Below are 17343 nucleotides of genomic sequence, written 5' to 3'. Positions count from 1 at the left end.
CATATTAATGAAATATAAAGTGCTTTGCTAAGTCTACTTTTGAGAGACGGCACCATGTATGTAAAAGGCGCCTTACCTATCTTCTGCTGTTCAACAGCATGTGCCTGCTCTTGTTCCCTAGACCCTCTTAGGAAAATTACGACAAACACTATGCCGCAAATAGCGGCTCTTGTTAGACGAGTAGCCAACAACTCTCTGCGATTTCACAGAGGCAAATGATTCACTTCTGATACCCAGGAGCAGGTGATTGATGCGCTGATGAACATAGATAAATTTGAAGGTGTCGGCGTGACGGTGGTGATGGAGTTCTGAGTGACAGTCGCTTCTACCAACTTCCTTCAATGAGCCGGGGCAAATTATTCACTCCTTATTAGCAGGCGTAGATTTTACGCTAGGGGATATTTGTAAGGAGTACGTTATGCTATCAGCCAATGCTCAATCCGTTCGTCGTGTCGTCGCCCAGCACTCTGCCATGCGGGATGATATCGGTGATTTGGTCACCCGGCGGCCACTGCCAGGACCAAAGCTTGAACAGCTTGATCCGTTTCTGTTTTTGAATCATCACGGCCCGCAGGTGTACCCGGCTAACAACCGGGGGCTGCCCTTTGGGCCGCATCCACACCGTGGGTTTGAAACGGTGACGTTTATTCTGGAAGGGTCGCTTGCCCATGCGGATAGTGCCAAACACCAAAGCGTTATCCATCAAGGGGGTGTGCAGTGGATGACGGCGGGCAGTGGCATCGTGCACGCGGAAATTTCGCCACCGGAGTTTCTGCGTGAGGGCGGCCCGTTGGAGATTTTGCAGCTGTGGGTCAATCTTCCAGCCAGCTTGAAGATGAGCGAGCCGCGCTATGTGGAGCTGCAGCAGGCGTCGATTCCTGCCATTGGCTTACCGGGTGGCGGTGAGCTGAACCTGATTGCCGGGCAGTGGCAGGAGCAGGCGGGGCCTATCGAGTCGCTAACTGGCGTGTTTATGTCTACGTTACGGCTGCCTGCCGGTGCTCGGGAGCAGCTACCCAGCGCAGCTGGGCGGCAGGTGTTTCTCTATGTCGTAGAGGGGAACGTTGAGGTGGGCGGTGAGCCCGTTCACCCTCGCCACCTGATCGAAGTAGACCGCGATGGCGATAGTGTTGTTATCGAAGCTAGCAGCGATGCGCGCCTGCTGTTTGGCCATGGGGATGTGATTAATGAGCCTGTCTACTCCCATGGCCCCTTTGTGATGAATACCCGTGAAGAGATCGCTCAAGCGGTGGAGGATTATCAGGCCGGGCGCTTTGGTGGGCTACACGTTTAGCGCCGGTACCAAGCGGATTTGGCGCTACAACTTTGGTCTAGCCAGTGTGGGAAGCTATTCGCATTAGTTTCCTTATCTTCTGATTAATCATGCACATAGAGGAATATGCAGCAATGTGATGGGCACATAGCAAAATTGCAATAGCCAAGCGCAGTCACTCCTCCCTACCGTGATGACACCAATAAAATCACGGGAAGTGAAAATGATTGCGTTCCTCCTTGCCATCACGGTAACCGCCTCAGCCGGTACCTTGATCATCAAGAAATACCAGCCGCAAACGGTGCTGCTGCTGGCGGGGCTAGCGCTGTTTGCGCTAACGGCTGCCTTTTTTCCGGCGCAGTCGGTGCTGTTTGAAGGTATCGAATCCAGTGGGTGGTCAGGCTTCGATATCTTCGAGTTCATCCATCAGATCATGTCCTATCGCCTGGCTGGGCTTGGGTTGATCATTATGGCGGCCGGTGGGTTTGCCAAATATATGGATCACATTGGCGCGACTCAGGCGATGGTCAATATCGGCACTCGGCCATTGCTGAGAATGCAGGCACCCTATGTGGTGCTGGCATTGGGCTATGCCGTGGGGCAGGTGCTGAATATTTTTATACCCAGTGCAGCCGGGCTGGCCATGCTGCTCCTGGTCACGCTTTATCCCACCCTGGTCAGGCTGGGTGTCAGTAAAGCCGCTGCTGCGGCCATGATTGGTACCACGTCGGTATTGGATCTGGGGCCTGCTTCAGGTACTGCCAATCTGGCGGCTTATACCGCCGATATGGATGTGGCGATCTACTTCGCCCAGTATCAGGTACCCGCCGCCCTGTTTATTGTGCCGGTAATCTGCATTCTCACTTACTTTAGCGCCAAGTACTTCGATCGTCGTAGTGGGCATGTTCCCGAGCAAAATGCTTCATTCGGGGTGGTAGAGGACTCAGGCACTACTGATCAAAAAGCGCATATTCCCGCCTTCTACGCCCTGTTGCCGATTTTGCCTCTCAGCATGATCCTGATCTTCAGCCAACTGCTGATTCATCAGATAGAGCTTGGCGTCGTGACAGCGATGATCATCGGGGCGGTACTGGGGCTATTCTGCGAGATGTTTCGTAAGCGGCACGAGCTCCAGGCGGTATTTAAAGGCTTTATGACCTTCTTTCAGGGCATGGGGCAAATGTTTACCTCCATCATCTCGCTGATTATCTGCGCGGAGTTTTTCGCGGCGGGGTTAACAGCAATTGGTGCGATTGATTTTATGATCGGCTCCGCTCAGAACGTTGGCTTTGGGCTGTTCGGCATGATACTGATTACCTGTTTGCTGGTAGCGGTAACGACCATTCTTACCGGTTCGGGTAATGCCGCGTTCTTCTCTTTTGCCGGGCTTGCGCCTAGCGTCACGGCAACGTCATTGGCGGGGCCTGTTGCGATTCTACTGCCGCTGCAATTCACAGCAGGGCTGGCGCGTGCGCTGTCTCCCGTCTCGGGTGTGATTATTGCGGTCAGTGAAGCGGCTGGCTGTTCCCCTATCGATATCGTCAAGCGTACAGCCATCCCATTGATTGGCGCGTTGGTGATGCTGTTTATCTATACCGCATTGTTTATTGGACTTGAGTAACCCATGATGCCGACCAAGGAAACCTTCATGGCGTGTGAAACACTGCCTGATTCTGCCGATTCACTGTTCTCCCGCGAGGCCACTTGGCAATCGTGGCTGGAAGTGGAGCGTGCCCTGGCGCTGACTCAGGCGGAACTTGAGATGATTCCCCAGCAGGCCGCTGACGAGATCGCCCGTTGTGCCATGCTAGAGCAGTTGGATGTTGACGCGCTGGCGGCGGATATTGAACGCACCATGTCGCCGGTGATGTCTCTGGTGAGGGCACTGGCAGAGCGTTGTGATGGTGATGCCGGCGGCTATGTGCATCTTGGTGCGACCACTCAGAACATCATTCTGACCGGAAAAGTACTGCAGTTGCAGTGTGCCCATCGCTGGCTTAAAGGGCGGCTGGCCAATCAGCTAGAGCTACTGGCCGCATTGGCCGAAAAGGGAGCTGATTGGCCCTGTGTGGCGAGAACCAATCGTCGTCATGCGCTTCCCATCACGTTTGGCTACAAGGTCGCGGGCTGGATAGAGGAGCTGGAACGCAATATCCAGCGACTTGAGTTAGCCGAAAAGCGGGCCTTTGTGCTCACTTTCGGCGGGGCAAGTGGTGCCATGCACAGCTATGGCGAACAGGGCCAGTCGTTGGCGCAGGCGATGGCTGGCCGCCTAGGGTTGGGCGTCTCCCGGGTGCATTCCCGCGCGGCGGTTGATGGGCTGGTCGAGTATATCGGGGTATTGGCGCTGTTTGCTGCGGGCTGTGAACGCATGGGGCAAGAGCTGTATACCTTAATGGCCAATGAGTTCGAAGAGGTCTCAGAAGACCAGGATGAAGGTGTTGTGGGCAGCAGTACTATGCCACACAAGTTCAACCCTAAATATGCTGTCAATTTGCTCGCCCAAGCGGGGGAGCTAAGAAGTTTGGCCGCGCCAGCGCTGGAAACCGCGCTTCCCTCCCATGAAGGAGATGCCGCCTGCAATTTCCGCCTCTATACGCTGCTGGATAAGGCGGGGGCTTTGGCGTATCAGTTGGCAGTTAGCCAGCAAACCCTGCTTGAACGGCTGCTACCCAACCCTGCCCGTATGCAGGAAACGTTAATGGCCAATGCCGCGCCGTTGATGTCGGAGCAGGTGATGCTGGAACTGGCCAGGTCCATTGGGCGCCAGCGGGCCCACGACCTTGTCCATGAGGCGATTACCCGCAGCCAAGACACCGGTAACTCCTTCGCCACTACCCTGTTCGAGCATGACACCGTACGCCGTCATTACAGCGAGCGGCAGGCATTGGAAGCCGCGCTTAATCCGCTTCACTACACCGGCCAAAGCCGTCAGATTGCCTTGCAGTTAGCGGCGTCGGCGCAGGCCAGTGCCAAGCGCTTGAGGAGCACACTCAATGAGGAAACCGCATGATAACAACAATAGCTAATAACTCGGTGAGCTTAAAAAGCCCGGCCAAAGCAAACCGGATCGCAAGGGCAAACCCGTGGCCAGCATGGCTGCTGCTGGGTGGCATTGGCGTGGCAACAGGTGCTATGGCAGGCGAGGTGCTTGCCACGGGAAGTGGTATGACTACCTTTACGCTGCGGGATACAGAGCGACACATCGATGTGTACCACTACGTCCCCGAAGGGGCTGACGCCCAAACGCCTACCGTGTTCGTGTTAACCGGGATACGGCGCAATGCCGATGAGTACCGTGATGCCTGGGTGGAGGCCGCAGACCAGTACAATTTCACTATTGTGGTGCCGCGCTTTTCTCCGCAAGACTATCCCGGCGTGGCAGGCTATAACCTGGGGAACCTGACCACCGAGGATGGCGAAGTAAACCCGCCCGAGGAGTGGTCGTTTAGCGTTATCGATGCCCTCTACAGCGATCTCCAGGAGGGTGGGCAGACTGAGCGGGAGAGTTACTATCTGTTTGGCCATAGCGCGGGCTGCCAGTTTGTTCACCGCATGATGACGTTTGTGCCCGAAAGCAATGCTCAGGCAACGATCTGCTCGGCAGCCGGCTGGTGGACGCTACCCGACACCGACAATGAGTGGCCTTATGGGTTGGCGAATTCCCCGGTCGAATTGGGTCAGGATGAGCAACGCCAGCTGTTTGCGCACAACCTGCTGGTGACGGTGGGCGATGAGGATAATGATCCGTGGCACCGTTTTCTGCGCCGTAGTTACCAAGCGATGGCACAGGGAGATCATCGTGTTGAACGTGCGTGGGGCTATTACAAAACTGCCGAGCAGCAAGCGACCCGCTTTGACCTGGACTTTAACTGGGTCTTCCAGACCGTACCGGAGGCTGGTCATGACAACGCCAAAGTTGCTTCCTTCGCCGCTGCGCAGTTTGATGCCTTCGAGCGCACAGGAGCCTTTGATGTGACGACACCCGAGACGGCCCCGAATAACTGACACCCTCCAGCTCGAGACAATTTGGAACCGTTATACAAAGTGTTCGGGCGGGGGCAGAACGTGGATATTGTCAGCGAATTCACGCTCCTGCTCACACTTCTCCTCAAGGTCCTGACGCAGTGCTTCGATAAAGCGTTGCGCAATAGGGCGCTGCCCGGCCGGGGGCAGAATACAGGCATAGGTAAGTTCACTTGCGGGGGATAGCGGGCGCATAACGGTTTTGCCATTAAGGTTGGAGCCACAGCACGCTCTATCCAGCAAGCCCAAGCCAAAGCCTGCTTCCACAAAGCTTGGCACCAGTTGGGTCGAGCCTACCTCCAGCGCGATTCTGGGCCTCTGGCCGATGGTTTCGAACAGGCGGTCCAGACGTTGTCGCCATATCTGTTTCGGTCTGAGGGTAACGAAGGGCATCTCCGCCAGTGCCTCAATCGGAATGTATGTTTGCTTGGCTAGTGGGTGGTCGACAGGTAGCAGCACCTGGGTGCGAGCCTTGAGGGTAGGAGTGACCGATAAATCGACAATCGCATTCTCAACCGGTAGCGAGAGTAGCCCCAAGTTATATCGGCGCGAGCCAACAAGGCGTTCGACATCGAACCGGCTGCCGATATCAATCTTACAGTTAAGCTCCTGGCAGGATGCTCGCAGCCGCCCGACAACCGAAGGCAACAGGGTGGCACCCAGTGGGGCAGAGGTAATGATGCGCAGCGCCTCCACACTGCGTTGGCGAATCTCACTGGCAATAGAGGGGATCTCCTCAACGCCATTGAGAATATGCTCGGCTTCCCGGTAGAAGCGTTCCCCCTCCTGGGTTAATGACAGCTTTTGGTGATTGCGTACAAATAGCGTAAGCTTCAGCTCCCCTTCCAGTGCGGATATCAGGCGACTGGCGGCGGGCTGGCTCAAGCTGACGGATTGAGCCGCAGCTGAGAGTGAGCCGTGTAATACGGTCAGCCTAAACAGGCGTAATGCTTTTAAATTCATAGCACCATTATTCTTATTACCGTAAGCATGTTAAGGCAGCGATTATAGCGGGTTTCTCCCTTTATAACGGCTCGCCCCGGTAGTAGTGCCACAGAAACAACGAACCCACGCTGCGCCAGGGAGACCAATGCTCCACCAACTGGCGCGCCTGCTTGGGCGTAGGCTTGTCTTCCATACCTTTTAAGCGGCCCAGGGCAACCCGCAGGGCGAGGTCGTCGGCGGGAAAGATATCCGGGCGCTGAAGCGAGAACATCAGATAAATTTCTGCGCTCCAGCGGCCAAAACCCCGCAGCTCAGTAATCGCGGCAATGGCGTCATCATCGCTTAAATGGGCTAAGCCATCGGCGCTAAAGGTACCTGCTAGCTCCGCTTCCGCGAGCCCTTTTGCATACTCGATCTTACGCCAGGAGAGGCCTGCATCACGCAGGGCCTGGCTCTCCACCTCCATCACTGCCTTGGCGTGCAGTTCCGGCAGCAGGGTGTTTACACGACCCATGATCGCGCGGGCAGCCTCGGTGGAGATCTGCTGGCTTATGATGGTGCCGAAAAACGTAGCAAAACCATGATCACGCTGGCGCGGGCTGGGGGCGCCCACTAGCGGGTAGGCGCGGGCAATATCCGCATCCGCCTCGGCGAGCGCCTGCATGGCCTGCTCGATAGTAGTTGGCGTCATGGCGTCCTCGCGCTGTTAAGTGAGCCCTCTTTTAAGGGAACCGTATATTACGTTAGCTTTCTTAGGCACAAGTATTGTTCATAGGTTCGGTAAGAACGCTTGAACAGTGTCAGGGTTCCTCATTTGGCGCTGCCAGTTATATTCGCCTGCTAACTTTTTTAAATGCTGCGTATTTATACTTTCGTCGAATCCTGCGATCATTTAGCGCTAATCGAGATACCAGCAGAGCGGTATCACAAGGAGATAAGTATGCAGGATTCGACAGCATCGTCACCACAAGGGCTGGCGCGTAACCCGCGCCTGGCCGAATTCGTGTTGGCGCTGGGTGGCTTTGGTATTGGTACCAGCGAGTTCGTCATCATGGGGTTGATGAACCGCGTCGCGGGTGATTTAGCCGTTACCGTGCCTCAAGTGGGTTATGCGATCAGCAGCTACGCACTGGGCGTGGTGGTGGGTGCGCCATTGATTTCAGCGTTGGCTGCCAGGGCGCCCAGGCGGTTGCTCTTGATTGTACTCATGCTGGTATTTGCAGTGGGTAACATTGCCAGCGCCATGGCCCCTGGTTTCTGGTCATTTGTGGGGCTGCGCTTTCTCGCAGGTTTGCCCCACGGCGCCTATTTTGGCATTGCGGCACTGGTGGCGGCGGGAGCAGTACCGGTGGACCAGCGTGCGCGCGCCATTTCCAGAGTAATGCTGGGGTTAACGGTGGCGATTTTAATCGGAGCGCCACTAGGTACCTGGGCCGGCAATTTGTTTGGCTGGCAAATCGCGTTCGCCGGCGTAGGCGTTATTGCCCTGTTAACCGCCGTATTGATCCGGCTGTTTGTACCTGTTCAGCCTTTGGATGCCTTTGCGAGCCCCCTGAGTGAGCTGTCTGCGTTGTTGAAACAGCGCGTTTTAGTGGCACTGGCTCTTGCCTGTATTGGTTGCGGTGGCATGTTCGCTATTTTCAGCTATGTGATGCCGACACTGACTCAGCAGGCGGGGATGAGCGAGTCACTAGGGCCACTTGTACTGGTGATTTTTGGCCTTGGCTCAATCGCAGGCAATTTAATCGGTGGCCGCATGGCGGATAAAAACCTCATGCGGGCGATTCCGGCCATCCTGCTCTGGTGTGGTGTCGTTCAGGGACTATTTTACTTCGCGGCTAATAACGTGTGGACAGGGCTTTTGTTCGTCGGTTTGGTAGGAACCAGCATGGCGCTGGCCCCTTCACTACAAACCCGCTTGATGGATGTGGCAGAGGATGCCCAAACTATGGCGGCCTCGCTCAACCACGCCGCCTTTAATGGGGCTAACGCATTAGGGGCATGGCTTGCTGGGATAACCATCAGCGCAGGTTTTAGCTGGTCAAGCACAGGGTTAGTAGGAGCTGGTTTAGCATGCTTGGGCTTGCTGATTTTTGCTGGTGGGTGTTGGCTGGAAAAACGCACCTATCAGGTTGCCCAACCGCATTAATGCATTAATAAAAGGCTTTTCTTATTAATGAATTAGGTTATGAAAAGTGGCAATAACCGCCAAACATTCCTAGGGTGTATAGGTGCAACTCATAAGGAGATGACCCTATGCATACCCAGGTAATTAAGTTCTCACGCGTATTATCGCTAAGTGCTATTGCTGCACTTACCCTGGTTCTGGCTGGCTGTGGCTCTACCACTGGCGAACGTGCTGCCAGTGGTGCGGGCGTGGGAGCCGCAGTGGGGGCAGGTGCTGCCGCGGTTACCGGCGGCAGTGTTACCCGGGGGGCGGTTATTGGCGGTGGAGTTGGCGCTGCCACTGGTGCTGCCACCGATGAAGACGATATTCGTCTGGATTAACGGCCAGATGCTTTACCGGCACAGCCTGAAGCCTCGCATGCCCATATGGAAATGATCGGCATGCGCGGCGTTATAGTCTGGCCCCAGTACATTGCCAAATGTATCGCAGGCTCCGTCCCGGGCAGCCCGTAAAAAATCTCCCATCGCTCCCCCGTCATCCCAGTGATTGATCACTGTAGTGTGCTGACCATTCGCAAACTGGAAACCCACAACATCCAGTGCTTCGGCAGTAGCATGTTCGCTGCGCCTGCCTGATTCGCGACCATACACATTCCGGCAGGCGAAGCTGCCTACATGGTTTACCTGGGCAATCTGGCTACCCATTATCTCCTGGGCGGCGGGTTGGAGAGCATGGCGTTCATACATGACCCATGCCAGTGCCAGGGGGCAGGTGGCTACAAAGCTTTGGTTAAAACGGACGCTACTGGATTGCATACGCACAATATTGGTAAGCGGGCAGTTGGCGGTGGGTGAGTAATCTGCCATGGGGATATAGCTAAGCTCGCCATCCGGTACGGTGTCCAGAGCAGCCAGGCAGGCCTCCCGGTCACTGGATAATCGTTTTAGCTTTATTTGAGTGACAGGGGTAATGGGGTCGTCAATATAGAGTGGTGCCCAGGGAGCCCAGTGGCGGGGAATTTCAATCAGGCCCTTTTGTAATGCGACACCTAATGCAATGACGCATAAAATAACGATGGTGCTGCGCATGCTGATCTCCTTATCACTCTTTCCTTATCACCCTGCGCGAAACCCTACAGTCTACGCCATGGGTATGCGATACTGCGCACCAATTATTATGCTCGGCAATTGCCTGACTCATCTTCGCCAACTAGGGAAATGCTTCATGTCCCAGGGTACGCTTTTTATTATTTCTGCCCCGTCGGGTGCTGGTAAAACCAGTTTGGTCCGCGAACTGATCGAAAGCCTGGATGGCATTCAAGTATCGGTGTCGCACACTACGCGCGTGCAGCGTGAAGGCGAAGTGGACGGAGTGAACTACCATTTCATTCAAGTGCCCGACTTTAAAGCGATGATTGAGCGTGGTGAGCTTTTTGAGTATGCCAGGGTCTTTGATAATTACTATGGAACATCGTGCCAGGCGGTACAAACGTTGCTGGATGCAGGGCAGGATGTAATTTTAGAGATTGACTGGCAGGGTGCCCAGCAGGTGCGGGAGAAAATGCCTTCGGCGGTGTCGATTTTTATTCTGCCACCCTCACGCAGTGAGCTTGAACGCCGTCTCTCAAGCCGTGGCACCGATGAGCATGCCGTTATTGCCCGGCGTATGCGCGATGCGGTTAGCGAGATGTCTCATTTTAATGAATATGACTATCTGGTGATCAACGATGACTTCACTACCGCGCTGCAAGAGCTCCAGTCGCTGGTGATCAGCCGTCGTCTAACACGGGCAGCCATGCAGGCGCGCCACGCGCCACTGCTCGATGCGCTCTTGTCACAGGCGCCTGGCGTCGAGTAATCTATCAGGTTCTATCGCTACTCTTTTTTTCGCTGGGCTGGCGGCGTTTTTTTACAACGCCAGCCCAGCGTCGTCATTACAGGAAGGCCCTCATGGCTCGCGTAACCGTTGAAGATTGTCTGGAAAATGTTGAAAACCGCTTTAAGCTGGTGATGATTTCCACCCAGCGTGCCCGCCAGCTGGCCCGCGGCTCCCGCGAAGCTCAACTGCCCTGGGAAAACGACAAGCCCACGGTAATGGCGCTGCGTGAAATTGCGGCAGGCCTGGTGGATCACACGGTACTGGATGAGCCGGTTGAAGCCCCGGTGCGTGCTCGCCCAGCGATGACGCCTAGCACTCACATCGACGACTAAGGTTAAGAACCGATCAGGGGCGCGGTAAATGTTCACCATTGATGACCTGGCCGATCGACTCGGCGGCTATTTACCCCCGGACGAGATCCAGCAGGTCAAGCGCGCCTTCTACTACGCCGAGCAGGCCCACGATGGTCAGCGCCGCCGCTCTGGTGAGCCTTACGTTACCCATCCGCTGGCGGTTGCCAATATTCTTGCCAACATGCACATGGACCATCAGAGCCTGATGGCCGCCATGTTGCACGATGTTATTGAAGATACCGGTGTTTCGAAAAAGGCCCTGGCAGCGCAATTTGGCAAGCCCGTCGCTGAACTGGTTGATGGGGTTTCCAAACTGACCCAGATTACCTTTGAAGATAAAGCTGTCGCCCAGGCGGAAAATTTCCAAAAGATGGTGTTGGCGATGTCGCGGGATATTCGCGTTATCATCGTCAAGCTGGCGGATCGACTGCATAACATGCGCACACTGGGCGCGCTGCGGCCGGATAAAAAGCGCCGCATTGCCCGTGAAACTCTGGAGATTTACGCGCGTATTGCCGGACGGCTGGGTATCAATACCATCCGGATTGAACTTGAAGACCTGTCGTTCCAGGCGATTCACCCCATGCGCTCAGAGCGCATTAAGCGCGCTGTGGCCAGTGCCCGGGGCAACCGTCGTAGTGCCATGCGGGAAATTCAGTCGTCGCTCCAGCAGAGCCTGGATGACGAGGCGTTACAGGGAACGGTGATTGGTCGCCAGAAGCATTTGTTGTCGATCTATAAAAAAATGCGTGACCAGCGCAAACCGTTTGCGGAAATCATGGATGTGTTTGGTTTCCGCATTATCACCGAAGATGTCGCCAGCTGTTACCGTATTTTAGGCGTGGTGCATAACCTCTATAAGCCAGTGCCGGGGCGGTTCAAAGATTATATTGCGATTCCCAAGGCGAACGGCTACCAAAGCCTGCACACTACGCTGTTTGGTCAACGGGGTATGCCGATTGAAGTGCAGATCCGTACCCGCGAAATGGAAGCCATGGCGAACAATGGTATTGCCGCCCACTGGCTCTATAAAGCCGGGCAGACTACCCATCCCATTGCCGAAGGTAGCCATGCCCGTGCCCGTGCCTGGGTGAAGGGGTTGCTGGAAATGCAGCGTCACGCAGGGGATTCGCTGGAGTTTATTGAACACGTTAAAAATGACCTGTTTCCCGATGATATCTATGTGTTCACCCCCAAAGGCGACATTATGGAGCTGCCCCAGGGCGCCACAGTGATTGACTTTGCCTATAGCGTGCATACTGATATAGGTAATAACTGTATTGCCTGCCGTATTGATCGCCATCTGGCGCCGCTCTCCACTCGCTTGGAAAGCGGTCAAACCCTGGAAATTATCACTGCCCCTGGTGCGCGGCCCAATTTGGCATGGCTTAACTTTGTGACTACGGCCAAGGCACGCTCAGCGATTCGCCATGCCCTCAAGCACCAACAGCAGGCGGAAGCCATCATGCTGGGGCGCAGGCTCTTGAATAAGGCGCTTACGCCTTTTGAAACCAGCCTGGAAGAGCTGGACGAAAGCGTGTTCACCCAGGCTTTTAAAGAGCTGGATGTCTCCTCGCTGGACTCGTTGCTAGAGGCGCTGGGGCTGGGTAACCGCATGGCGCATGTAGTGGCGCGTCGCCTGGTGGATGTCGCCCATGGCGGCAGTTTTGATCAGACCTCCGGGCCAGGTGGTGAGAAAGCTGTACTGATTAGCGGCAGTGAAGGGATGGTGCTTAACTTTGCCCGCTGCTGTCACCCGTTGCCCGGTGATCCGGTAGTGGGCCATCTTTCGGTAGGTAAAGGGATGGTGGTGCACCGTAGCGAGTGCAAAAATCTTATTGAGCGTAAAAACGACCCCGACAAGCTGTTTGCCCTCGAATGGTCTGAAACCATCGACGAAGACTTCCCCGTTGCGCTGCGCATTGAAATTGAAAGCCGCCGCGGATTGGTCGCTGAATTGGCCGGGCTGGTAACGGATGCCGATGCCAATATCGAACGTATCGGCATTGAAGAGCGTGATGCACATCTTTCCACCGTTAACTTAACCCTGTCGGTGAAAGGCCGCGTACACCTTGCCCGCATTATTAAGCGTATCCGCAACCTGCCCAACGTTGGCAAGATAACCCGAATGGCAAATTAATAGCTCCGGTACCCGTTGCTGGCTAACGGCTGGCAGCGATAGCTATGGGGCAAAAATAATCACTATTCAACCATTAAGGAGTATGAGAACCCATGAGCAATAAAGCCGTTATCAATACTGATAAAGCGCCCGCCGCCATCGGCCCCTATTCCCAAGCCATTAAAGCGGGCAATACCGTGTATCTCTCGGGCCAGATTCCACTGAACCCAGAGACCATGGAAATTGTCTCTGATGACTTTGAGGCTCAAGCGCGCCAGGTATTCACTAACCTGCAAGCTGTCTGCGAAGAAGCGGCCGGTTCGCTTGGTGATATCGTTAAGCTGAACCTTTACTTGGTTGATCTGGATAACTTTGCAATCGTTAACAAGGTAATGGAAGAGTTCTTTTCATCACCGTTCCCCGCCCGTGCCGCCGTTGGCGTAAAGGCACTGCCAAAGGGTAGTCAGGTGGAAGCGGAAGCGGTCATGGTGATTGGCGATTAAGCTTGGCTGATACACTGTCGTGCATAAAAAAAGAGCGAACCACTGGCTCGCTCTTGCTCAGCTTATACCAGGGGGTTCAGGCTTTTTGCAGTTTTAAAAAGCCACCCTCTTTTAGTACCTGGGCGTAGCCTTCTTTATAAGTGGGGTAACGGAACGTATAGCCTGTTTCGCGAATACGGCTGTTGTCGCAGCGCTTGCTGGCCCGACGGCGCAGGGGGGACTGCATGGTTTCCGTCGACTCCACTTTGAGCTGTTTGGCGAGCCACGACATTACATTGTGCAGGGTGACGGGTTCACAGTCGCTGCCCAGATACAGGTCGGCAAGGGGCTTGCCACTCTCCTGGCAGTGGATCAAATGTGCCAGAATCCCTGAGCAGTCGTCCCGGTGAATACGGTTGGAGTAGATAACCGGCGTCACGGCGGCAATGCGGCCTTCCGCCACCTGATGTATCAAGCGGTCGCGGCCTGGGCCGTAAATGCCGGAAAAGCGCACAACGGTACCTGGAAGTGGGTGGTTAAGTAGCGCCTGCTCCGCTTCATACATTAAGTTGCCAGAGAAGCTGGTTGAATCAGTAGGGCTCTCTTCACTAACCGCTTCGCCTTCCTGTTGGCCGTAGACGCTGGTCGACGAAACAAAGAAAATGCGGCGGGGTGGTGTTTCATGCTGCTCCAGCACGCTCAATACGCGTTTTAGGCCATCGGGATAAGCGCTTTGATAGGCGCTCTCCTCGAACCGGTCAGCGCTGACGGTGTAAATAACGTAGTCGACTTGAGGTAGTGCAGAGGCATCAGCGCCCTCAAGGTCATTGAGGTCAAGCGCAAGCGGCTCAATACCGCTACCCTGTAAGGCATCAGCCTGGCGGCGTATCCCAATAACGCGATGCCCCTCGCTGAGTAGTTCGCGACCCAGGGTAATGCCAATGTCTCCACAGCCGATAATCAGTACCGTTAGCTTCACCTTGCTCACTCCTCTTGATAAATATTCCCTATCAGATACAAAGTCTCTATGAGATGTGACATCGTCTATAGAGCTTGCTTGTCCCTTCCATCCCGTTAATTGTCACCATTATTAGATACGAGCAACTACGAGAGGATGCCAGCCGGCACCGTTATGACTTTAACAGAACTTCGCTACATCGTAACCCTTGCCCAAGAGCGCCACTTTGGACGCGCAGCAGAGCGCTGCCATGTTTCTCAGCCAACGCTCTCTGTGGCGGTCAAGAAACTTGAAGAGGAGCTGGAGATACCGCTCTTCGAGCGCTCCAAATCAACCGTGCAGGTAACACCGCTGGGGGAGAAAATTATTGCCCAGGCGCAACGGGTGCTGGAGCAGAGCAGCCTGATTTATGAAATGGCCAGTGCAGGCAAAGATCAGTTGGAGAACCCACTGCGTATAGGGGCAATTTACACTATTGGGCCCTATCTGTTTCCACATTTAATTCCTGCGCTGGCCAATGCTGCGCCCCAAATGCCGCTCTATATCGAAGAGGGAATGACCGGCACACTACGCACCAAGCTGCGTAGTGGCGAGCTGGATGTGATTATTGTGGCGCTACCGTTCACTGAAACGGATGTGGTTACCAAGCCGATTTATGATGAACACTTCGAGGTATTAATGCCTGCCTGCCATCGCTGGGTAGAGCGTGAGGCGATCAACAAAGAGGACCTTCTGGAAGAGCGGCTACTGCTGCTGGGCGAAGGGCACTGCTTCCGCGACCAGATTTTAGAAGCCTGCCCGGCAATTACTCAAAAGCTGAACAGCCCCAACAACACCTTGATTGCGGAAGGCGGCTCGCTGGAAACTATCCGCCATATGGTAGCTTCAAAGCTGGGGATTACCGTGCTGCCACAGTCAGCGTTAGGTACCGATCAATATGAAAACCTGATGCTGGTGAGCCGCCCCTTTGTTGATCCCGCACCCTCCCGTACCGTCGCGATTGCGTGGCGGGCAAGCTTTCCGCGGCCCAAAGCCATTGATGCCTTGTCTATGGCGATCAGCAAGTGCCGACAGCCTGTTCACACGGCCAGCGTGACCCCATGAGCGACCTATCTTCACCGGTGACAGCGCTCAAGGGCGTAGGCGAAGCATTAGCTATTAAGCTGGCTCGGCTGGGGGTTGAGCGCGTCAGTGACCTGCTGTTTCATCTGCCGCTGCGCTACCAGGACCGTACCCGGTTAACGCCCATTGGGCAGTTGCGGGCAGGGTATGAAGCCGTGATTGAAGGTGAAGTGACCGCCAGTGATGTGGTGAAGGGACGTCGGCGCAGCCTGCTGGTGAGACTGCGTGATGGAAGCGGTATTTTAAGCCTGCGGTTTTTCCATTTTTCGCCTGCCCAGCAACAGCAGTTGCGCCCTGGTGTGACCGTACGTGCTTTCGGTGAGGCCAGGGCAGGGGCAACGGGCCTGGAGATTTATCACCCGGAGTACCGGCTGAGCGGAGGCAGCGAAACCCCGGTAGAGGAGTACTACACGCCAATTTACCCCACTACTGAAGGATTGCATCAAACCCGGCTGCGCGCGCTGACTCAGCAGGCGCTTGGTATGCTGGAGCGCACCCCCGAAGCACTGCCTGAAGTGATTCCCGATGGGCTGCGCCAACGGTTTCGCCTGCCGGGCCTGCATGCCAGTCTGCATCTTTTGCACCAGCCGCCACCAGATGTGGATTTAGAGCAGCTTACCCAAGGCCAGCATCCAGCCACTCGCCGGTTGGCCCTGGAAGAACTACTGGCCCATCAACTCAGTTTACGGGCAGTGCGCTTGCGTATCCAGGCGGATGGCGCGCCAGAACTTCCCTCAGGGCGCAGCCTGCAAACCCGCTTTTTAGCCCAACTGCCGTTTGCATTGACCGGTGCCCAGCGCCGGGTACTGGAAGAGATCACCCTGGATCTTGCCCGGCAGGTACCGATGCTGCGGCTGGTACAGGGAGATGTTGGCTCAGGCAAGACTGTGGTGGCTGCCATGGCCGCGCTGTCAGCGTTGGCAGGCAATTGCCAGGCGGCGATGATGGCCCCTACAGAAATTCTCGCTGAGCAGCACTACCGCTCGTTTAAAGCATGGTTCGAACCCCTGGGGATTGAGGTGGCATGGCTGGCGGGTAAGCTAAAAGGCAAAGCCCGGCTGGATACCAAAGCCGCGATTGCCGATGGCCGGGCGCGTATGGTGGTGGGCACCCATGCGCTTTTTCAAGACGATGTGCATTTTCAGTGCCTGGGGTTGGCCATTATTGATGAGCAGCACCGCTTCGGTGTTCATCAGCGCCTGGCACTGCGCGAGAAAGGTGAAGCCGGTGGTTTAACCCCTCACCAACTGATCATGACCGCAACCCCGATTCCCCGCACGCTGGCTATGAGCGCCTACGCGGATTTGGATATCTCAATCATTGATGAATTGCCGCCAGGGCGTACTCCGGTAAAAACCGTGGTGGTTTCAGACGCGCGCCGCCCAGAAGTGGTTGAGCGTATTCGCCGTGCCTGTAGTGATGGCCGGCAGGCTTATTGGGTATGTACCTTGATTGAAGAGTCCGAAGCCTTACAGTGCCAGGCAGCGGAAGTGACGCGGGATGAACTGACGCAAGCACTACCCGAGCTGAATATCGGGCTGGTACACGGACGCATGAAAGCCAGTGAAAAAGCTGAGGTGATGGCAGCGTTTAAGGAGGGGGAACTCGATCTGCTCGTGGCTACCACGGTCATTGAAGTGGGTGTGGATGTGCCGAATGCCAGCCTGATGATTATCGAAAACCCCGAGCGTCTGGGGCTTTCCCAGCTACACCAGTTACGTGGCCGGGTCGGGCGTGGTAGCACGGAAAGCTTTTGTGTCCTGCTGTACCATCCACCGCTTTCCAGAAGTTCCCGGCAGCGACTAAGTGTGATGCGTGAAACCACCGATGGCTTTCGCATTGCCGAAAAGGATCTGGAAATCCGCGGGCCGGGTGAAGTATTGGGAACCCGCCAGACAGGATTGGCGCAGATGAAGATCGCCGACCTGGAGCGCGATGGTGATCTGATTGAGCGCGTTACGCTGCTGGCAGCGGAAATGCAAACCATGCCAGCAGCCAGCGCCATACTGATACGGCGCTGGCTAGGAGAGGCGGCGGGCCGCTATGGGCAGGTTTAGTG

At 55.5% G+C, this 17343-nt stretch carries 16 protein-coding genes; 12 read left to right on the top strand and 4 right to left on the bottom strand.

Annotated features, from left to right (window positions below; genetic code table 11):
* Nucleotides 1-418 precede the first annotated feature (418 nt).
* From HP566_RS05745 to HP566_RS05730, 4 genes are all read left to right on the top strand, one after another.
* On the top strand, nt 419-1294 hold the full coding sequence (locus HP566_RS05745; protein WP_249976307.1) for a pirin family protein: 876 nt from the start codon (nt 419-421) through the stop codon (nt 1292-1294).
* A gap of 202 nt (nt 1295-1496) precedes the next feature.
* Nucleotides 1497-2894, top strand: coding sequence for a C4-dicarboxylate transporter DcuC (dcuC, locus tag HP566_RS05740; protein WP_249976306.1), 1398 nt, complete (start codon nt 1497-1499; stop codon nt 2892-2894).
* A 3-nt stretch (nt 2895-2897) separates the two neighbouring features.
* Complete coding sequence (locus HP566_RS05735) at nt 2898-4286, top strand: lyase family protein (protein WP_249976305.1); 1389 nt, start codon at nt 2898-2900, stop codon at nt 4284-4286.
* Nucleotides 4283-5281 carry a hypothetical protein gene (locus tag HP566_RS05730; RefSeq protein ID WP_249976304.1) on the top strand — a complete coding sequence of 333 codons (999 nt, stop codon included), beginning with the start codon at nt 4283-4285 and terminating at the stop codon, nt 5279-5281. Before HP566_RS05735 ends, HP566_RS05730 begins: the two co-directional genes overlap by 4 nt.
* Nucleotides 5282-5311: 30 nt before the next feature.
* Here the strand turns inward: HP566_RS05730 and HP566_RS05725 are convergent, their stop codons facing one another.
* On the bottom strand, nt 5312-6262 hold the full coding sequence (locus tag HP566_RS05725; RefSeq protein WP_249976303.1) for a LysR family transcriptional regulator: 951 nt from the start codon (nt 6260-6262) through the stop codon (nt 5312-5314).
* 61 nt (nt 6263-6323) lie between these two features.
* Nucleotides 6324-6935 carry a DNA-3-methyladenine glycosylase family protein gene (locus HP566_RS05720; protein WP_249976302.1) on the bottom strand — a complete coding sequence of 204 codons (612 nt, stop codon included), beginning with the start codon at nt 6933-6935 and terminating at the stop codon, nt 6324-6326.
* A gap of 249 nt (nt 6936-7184) precedes the next feature.
* On the opposite strand from HP566_RS05720, the gene HP566_RS05715 reads away from it, so the two are divergent.
* Nucleotides 7185-8393: an MFS transporter gene (locus tag HP566_RS05715; protein ID WP_249976301.1), complete on the top strand. Its 1209-nt coding sequence runs from the start codon at nt 7185-7187 to the stop codon at nt 8391-8393.
* Nucleotides 8394-8500: 107 nt separating this feature from the next.
* The gene (locus HP566_RS05710; protein ID WP_249976300.1) at nt 8501-8752 is read left to right on the top strand and encodes a hypothetical protein; all 252 of its coding nucleotides are present in this window, start codon (nt 8501-8503) and stop codon (nt 8750-8752) included.
* A gap of 12 nt (nt 8753-8764) precedes the next feature.
* Here the strand turns inward: HP566_RS05710 and HP566_RS05705 are convergent, their stop codons facing one another.
* On the bottom strand, nt 8765-9460 hold the full coding sequence (locus tag HP566_RS05705; protein ID WP_249976299.1) for an extensin family protein: 696 nt from the start codon (nt 9458-9460) through the stop codon (nt 8765-8767).
* A 136-nt stretch (nt 9461-9596) separates the two neighbouring features.
* Here HP566_RS05705 and gmk point away from each other — a divergent pair, with 136 nt between their 5' ends.
* From gmk to HP566_RS05685, 4 genes are all read left to right on the top strand, one after another.
* Nucleotides 9597-10229, top strand: coding sequence for a guanylate kinase (gene gmk / locus HP566_RS05700; RefSeq protein WP_249976298.1), 633 nt, complete (start codon nt 9597-9599; stop codon nt 10227-10229).
* Nucleotides 10230-10321: 92 nt separating this feature from the next.
* Entirely contained in the window at nt 10322-10582 is a 261-nt protein-coding gene (gene rpoZ / locus HP566_RS05695) for a DNA-directed RNA polymerase subunit omega (protein ID WP_249976297.1), read from the top strand.
* A 28-nt stretch (nt 10583-10610) separates the two neighbouring features.
* Nucleotides 10611-12743 carry a RelA/SpoT family protein gene (locus HP566_RS05690; RefSeq protein ID WP_249976296.1) on the top strand — a complete coding sequence of 711 codons (2133 nt, stop codon included), beginning with the start codon at nt 10611-10613 and terminating at the stop codon, nt 12741-12743.
* A 92-nt stretch (nt 12744-12835) separates the two neighbouring features.
* A complete protein-coding gene (locus HP566_RS05685) occupies nt 12836-13225 on the top strand; it encodes a RidA family protein (RefSeq protein WP_249976295.1) in 390 nt (129 codons plus the stop codon).
* Between the two features lie 76 nt (nt 13226-13301).
* Here the strand turns inward: HP566_RS05685 and HP566_RS05680 are convergent, their stop codons facing one another.
* On the bottom strand, nt 13302-14183 hold the full coding sequence (locus tag HP566_RS05680) for an SDR family oxidoreductase (protein ID WP_249976294.1): 882 nt from the start codon (nt 14181-14183) through the stop codon (nt 13302-13304).
* 153 nt (nt 14184-14336) lie between these two features.
* Between HP566_RS05680 and HP566_RS05675 the strand changes: the two genes are divergently transcribed.
* Complete coding sequence (locus tag HP566_RS05675; RefSeq protein WP_249976293.1) at nt 14337-15266, top strand: hydrogen peroxide-inducible genes activator; 930 nt, start codon at nt 14337-14339, stop codon at nt 15264-15266.
* Nucleotides 15263-17341 carry an ATP-dependent DNA helicase RecG gene (recG, locus tag HP566_RS05670; RefSeq protein WP_249976292.1) on the top strand — a complete coding sequence of 693 codons (2079 nt, stop codon included), beginning with the start codon at nt 15263-15265 and terminating at the stop codon, nt 17339-17341. Before HP566_RS05675 ends, recG begins: the two co-directional genes overlap by 4 nt.
* Nucleotides 17342-17343 lie beyond the last annotated feature (2 nt).

The sequence above is a fragment of the Vreelandella olivaria genome, from assembly GCF_023507745.1.
Lineage (GTDB): Bacteria > Pseudomonadota > Gammaproteobacteria > Pseudomonadales > Halomonadaceae > Vreelandella > Vreelandella olivaria_A.
The sequence above is the reverse complement of the archived record's forward strand: the minus strand, read 5'-3'. Positions and strand labels throughout refer to the sequence as shown.

What these genes read in the sequence shown, in the direction of transcription:
- HP566_RS05730 (WP_249976304.1), top strand. Translation starts at nt 4,283, where the DNA reads ATGATAACAACAATAGCTAATAACTCGGTGAGCTTAAAAAGCCCGGCC.
- HP566_RS05715 (WP_249976301.1), top strand. Translation starts at nt 7,185, where the DNA reads ATGCAGGATTCGACAGCATCGTCACCACAAGGGCTGGCGCGTAACCCG.
- HP566_RS05745 (WP_249976307.1), top strand. Translation starts at nt 419, where the DNA reads ATGCTATCAGCCAATGCTCAATCCGTTCGTCGTGTCGTCGCCCAGCAC.
- rpoZ (WP_249976297.1), top strand. Translation starts at nt 10,322, where the DNA reads ATGGCTCGCGTAACCGTTGAAGATTGTCTGGAAAATGTTGAAAACCGC.
- HP566_RS05735 (WP_249976305.1), top strand. Translation starts at nt 2,898, where the DNA reads ATGATGCCGACCAAGGAAACCTTCATGGCGTGTGAAACACTGCCTGAT.
- HP566_RS05675 (WP_249976293.1), top strand. Translation starts at nt 14,337, where the DNA reads ATGACTTTAACAGAACTTCGCTACATCGTAACCCTTGCCCAAGAGCGC.
- dcuC (WP_249976306.1), top strand. Translation starts at nt 1,497, where the DNA reads ATGATTGCGTTCCTCCTTGCCATCACGGTAACCGCCTCAGCCGGTACC.
- HP566_RS05720 (WP_249976302.1), bottom strand. Translation starts at nt 6,935, where the DNA reads ATGACGCCAACTACTATCGAGCAGGCCATGCAGGCGCTCGCCGAGGCG.
- gmk (WP_249976298.1), top strand. Translation starts at nt 9,597, where the DNA reads ATGTCCCAGGGTACGCTTTTTATTATTTCTGCCCCGTCGGGTGCTGGT.
- HP566_RS05725 (WP_249976303.1), bottom strand. Translation starts at nt 6,262, where the DNA reads ATGAATTTAAAAGCATTACGCCTGTTTAGGCTGACCGTATTACACGGC.
- HP566_RS05705 (WP_249976299.1), bottom strand. Translation starts at nt 9,460, where the DNA reads ATGCGCAGCACCATCGTTATTTTATGCGTCATTGCATTAGGTGTCGCA.
- recG (WP_249976292.1), top strand. Translation starts at nt 15,263, where the DNA reads ATGAGCGACCTATCTTCACCGGTGACAGCGCTCAAGGGCGTAGGCGAA.
- HP566_RS05685 (WP_249976295.1), top strand. Translation starts at nt 12,836, where the DNA reads ATGAGCAATAAAGCCGTTATCAATACTGATAAAGCGCCCGCCGCCATC.
- HP566_RS05690 (WP_249976296.1), top strand. Translation starts at nt 10,611, where the DNA reads ATGTTCACCATTGATGACCTGGCCGATCGACTCGGCGGCTATTTACCC.
- HP566_RS05710 (WP_249976300.1), top strand. Translation starts at nt 8,501, where the DNA reads ATGCATACCCAGGTAATTAAGTTCTCACGCGTATTATCGCTAAGTGCT.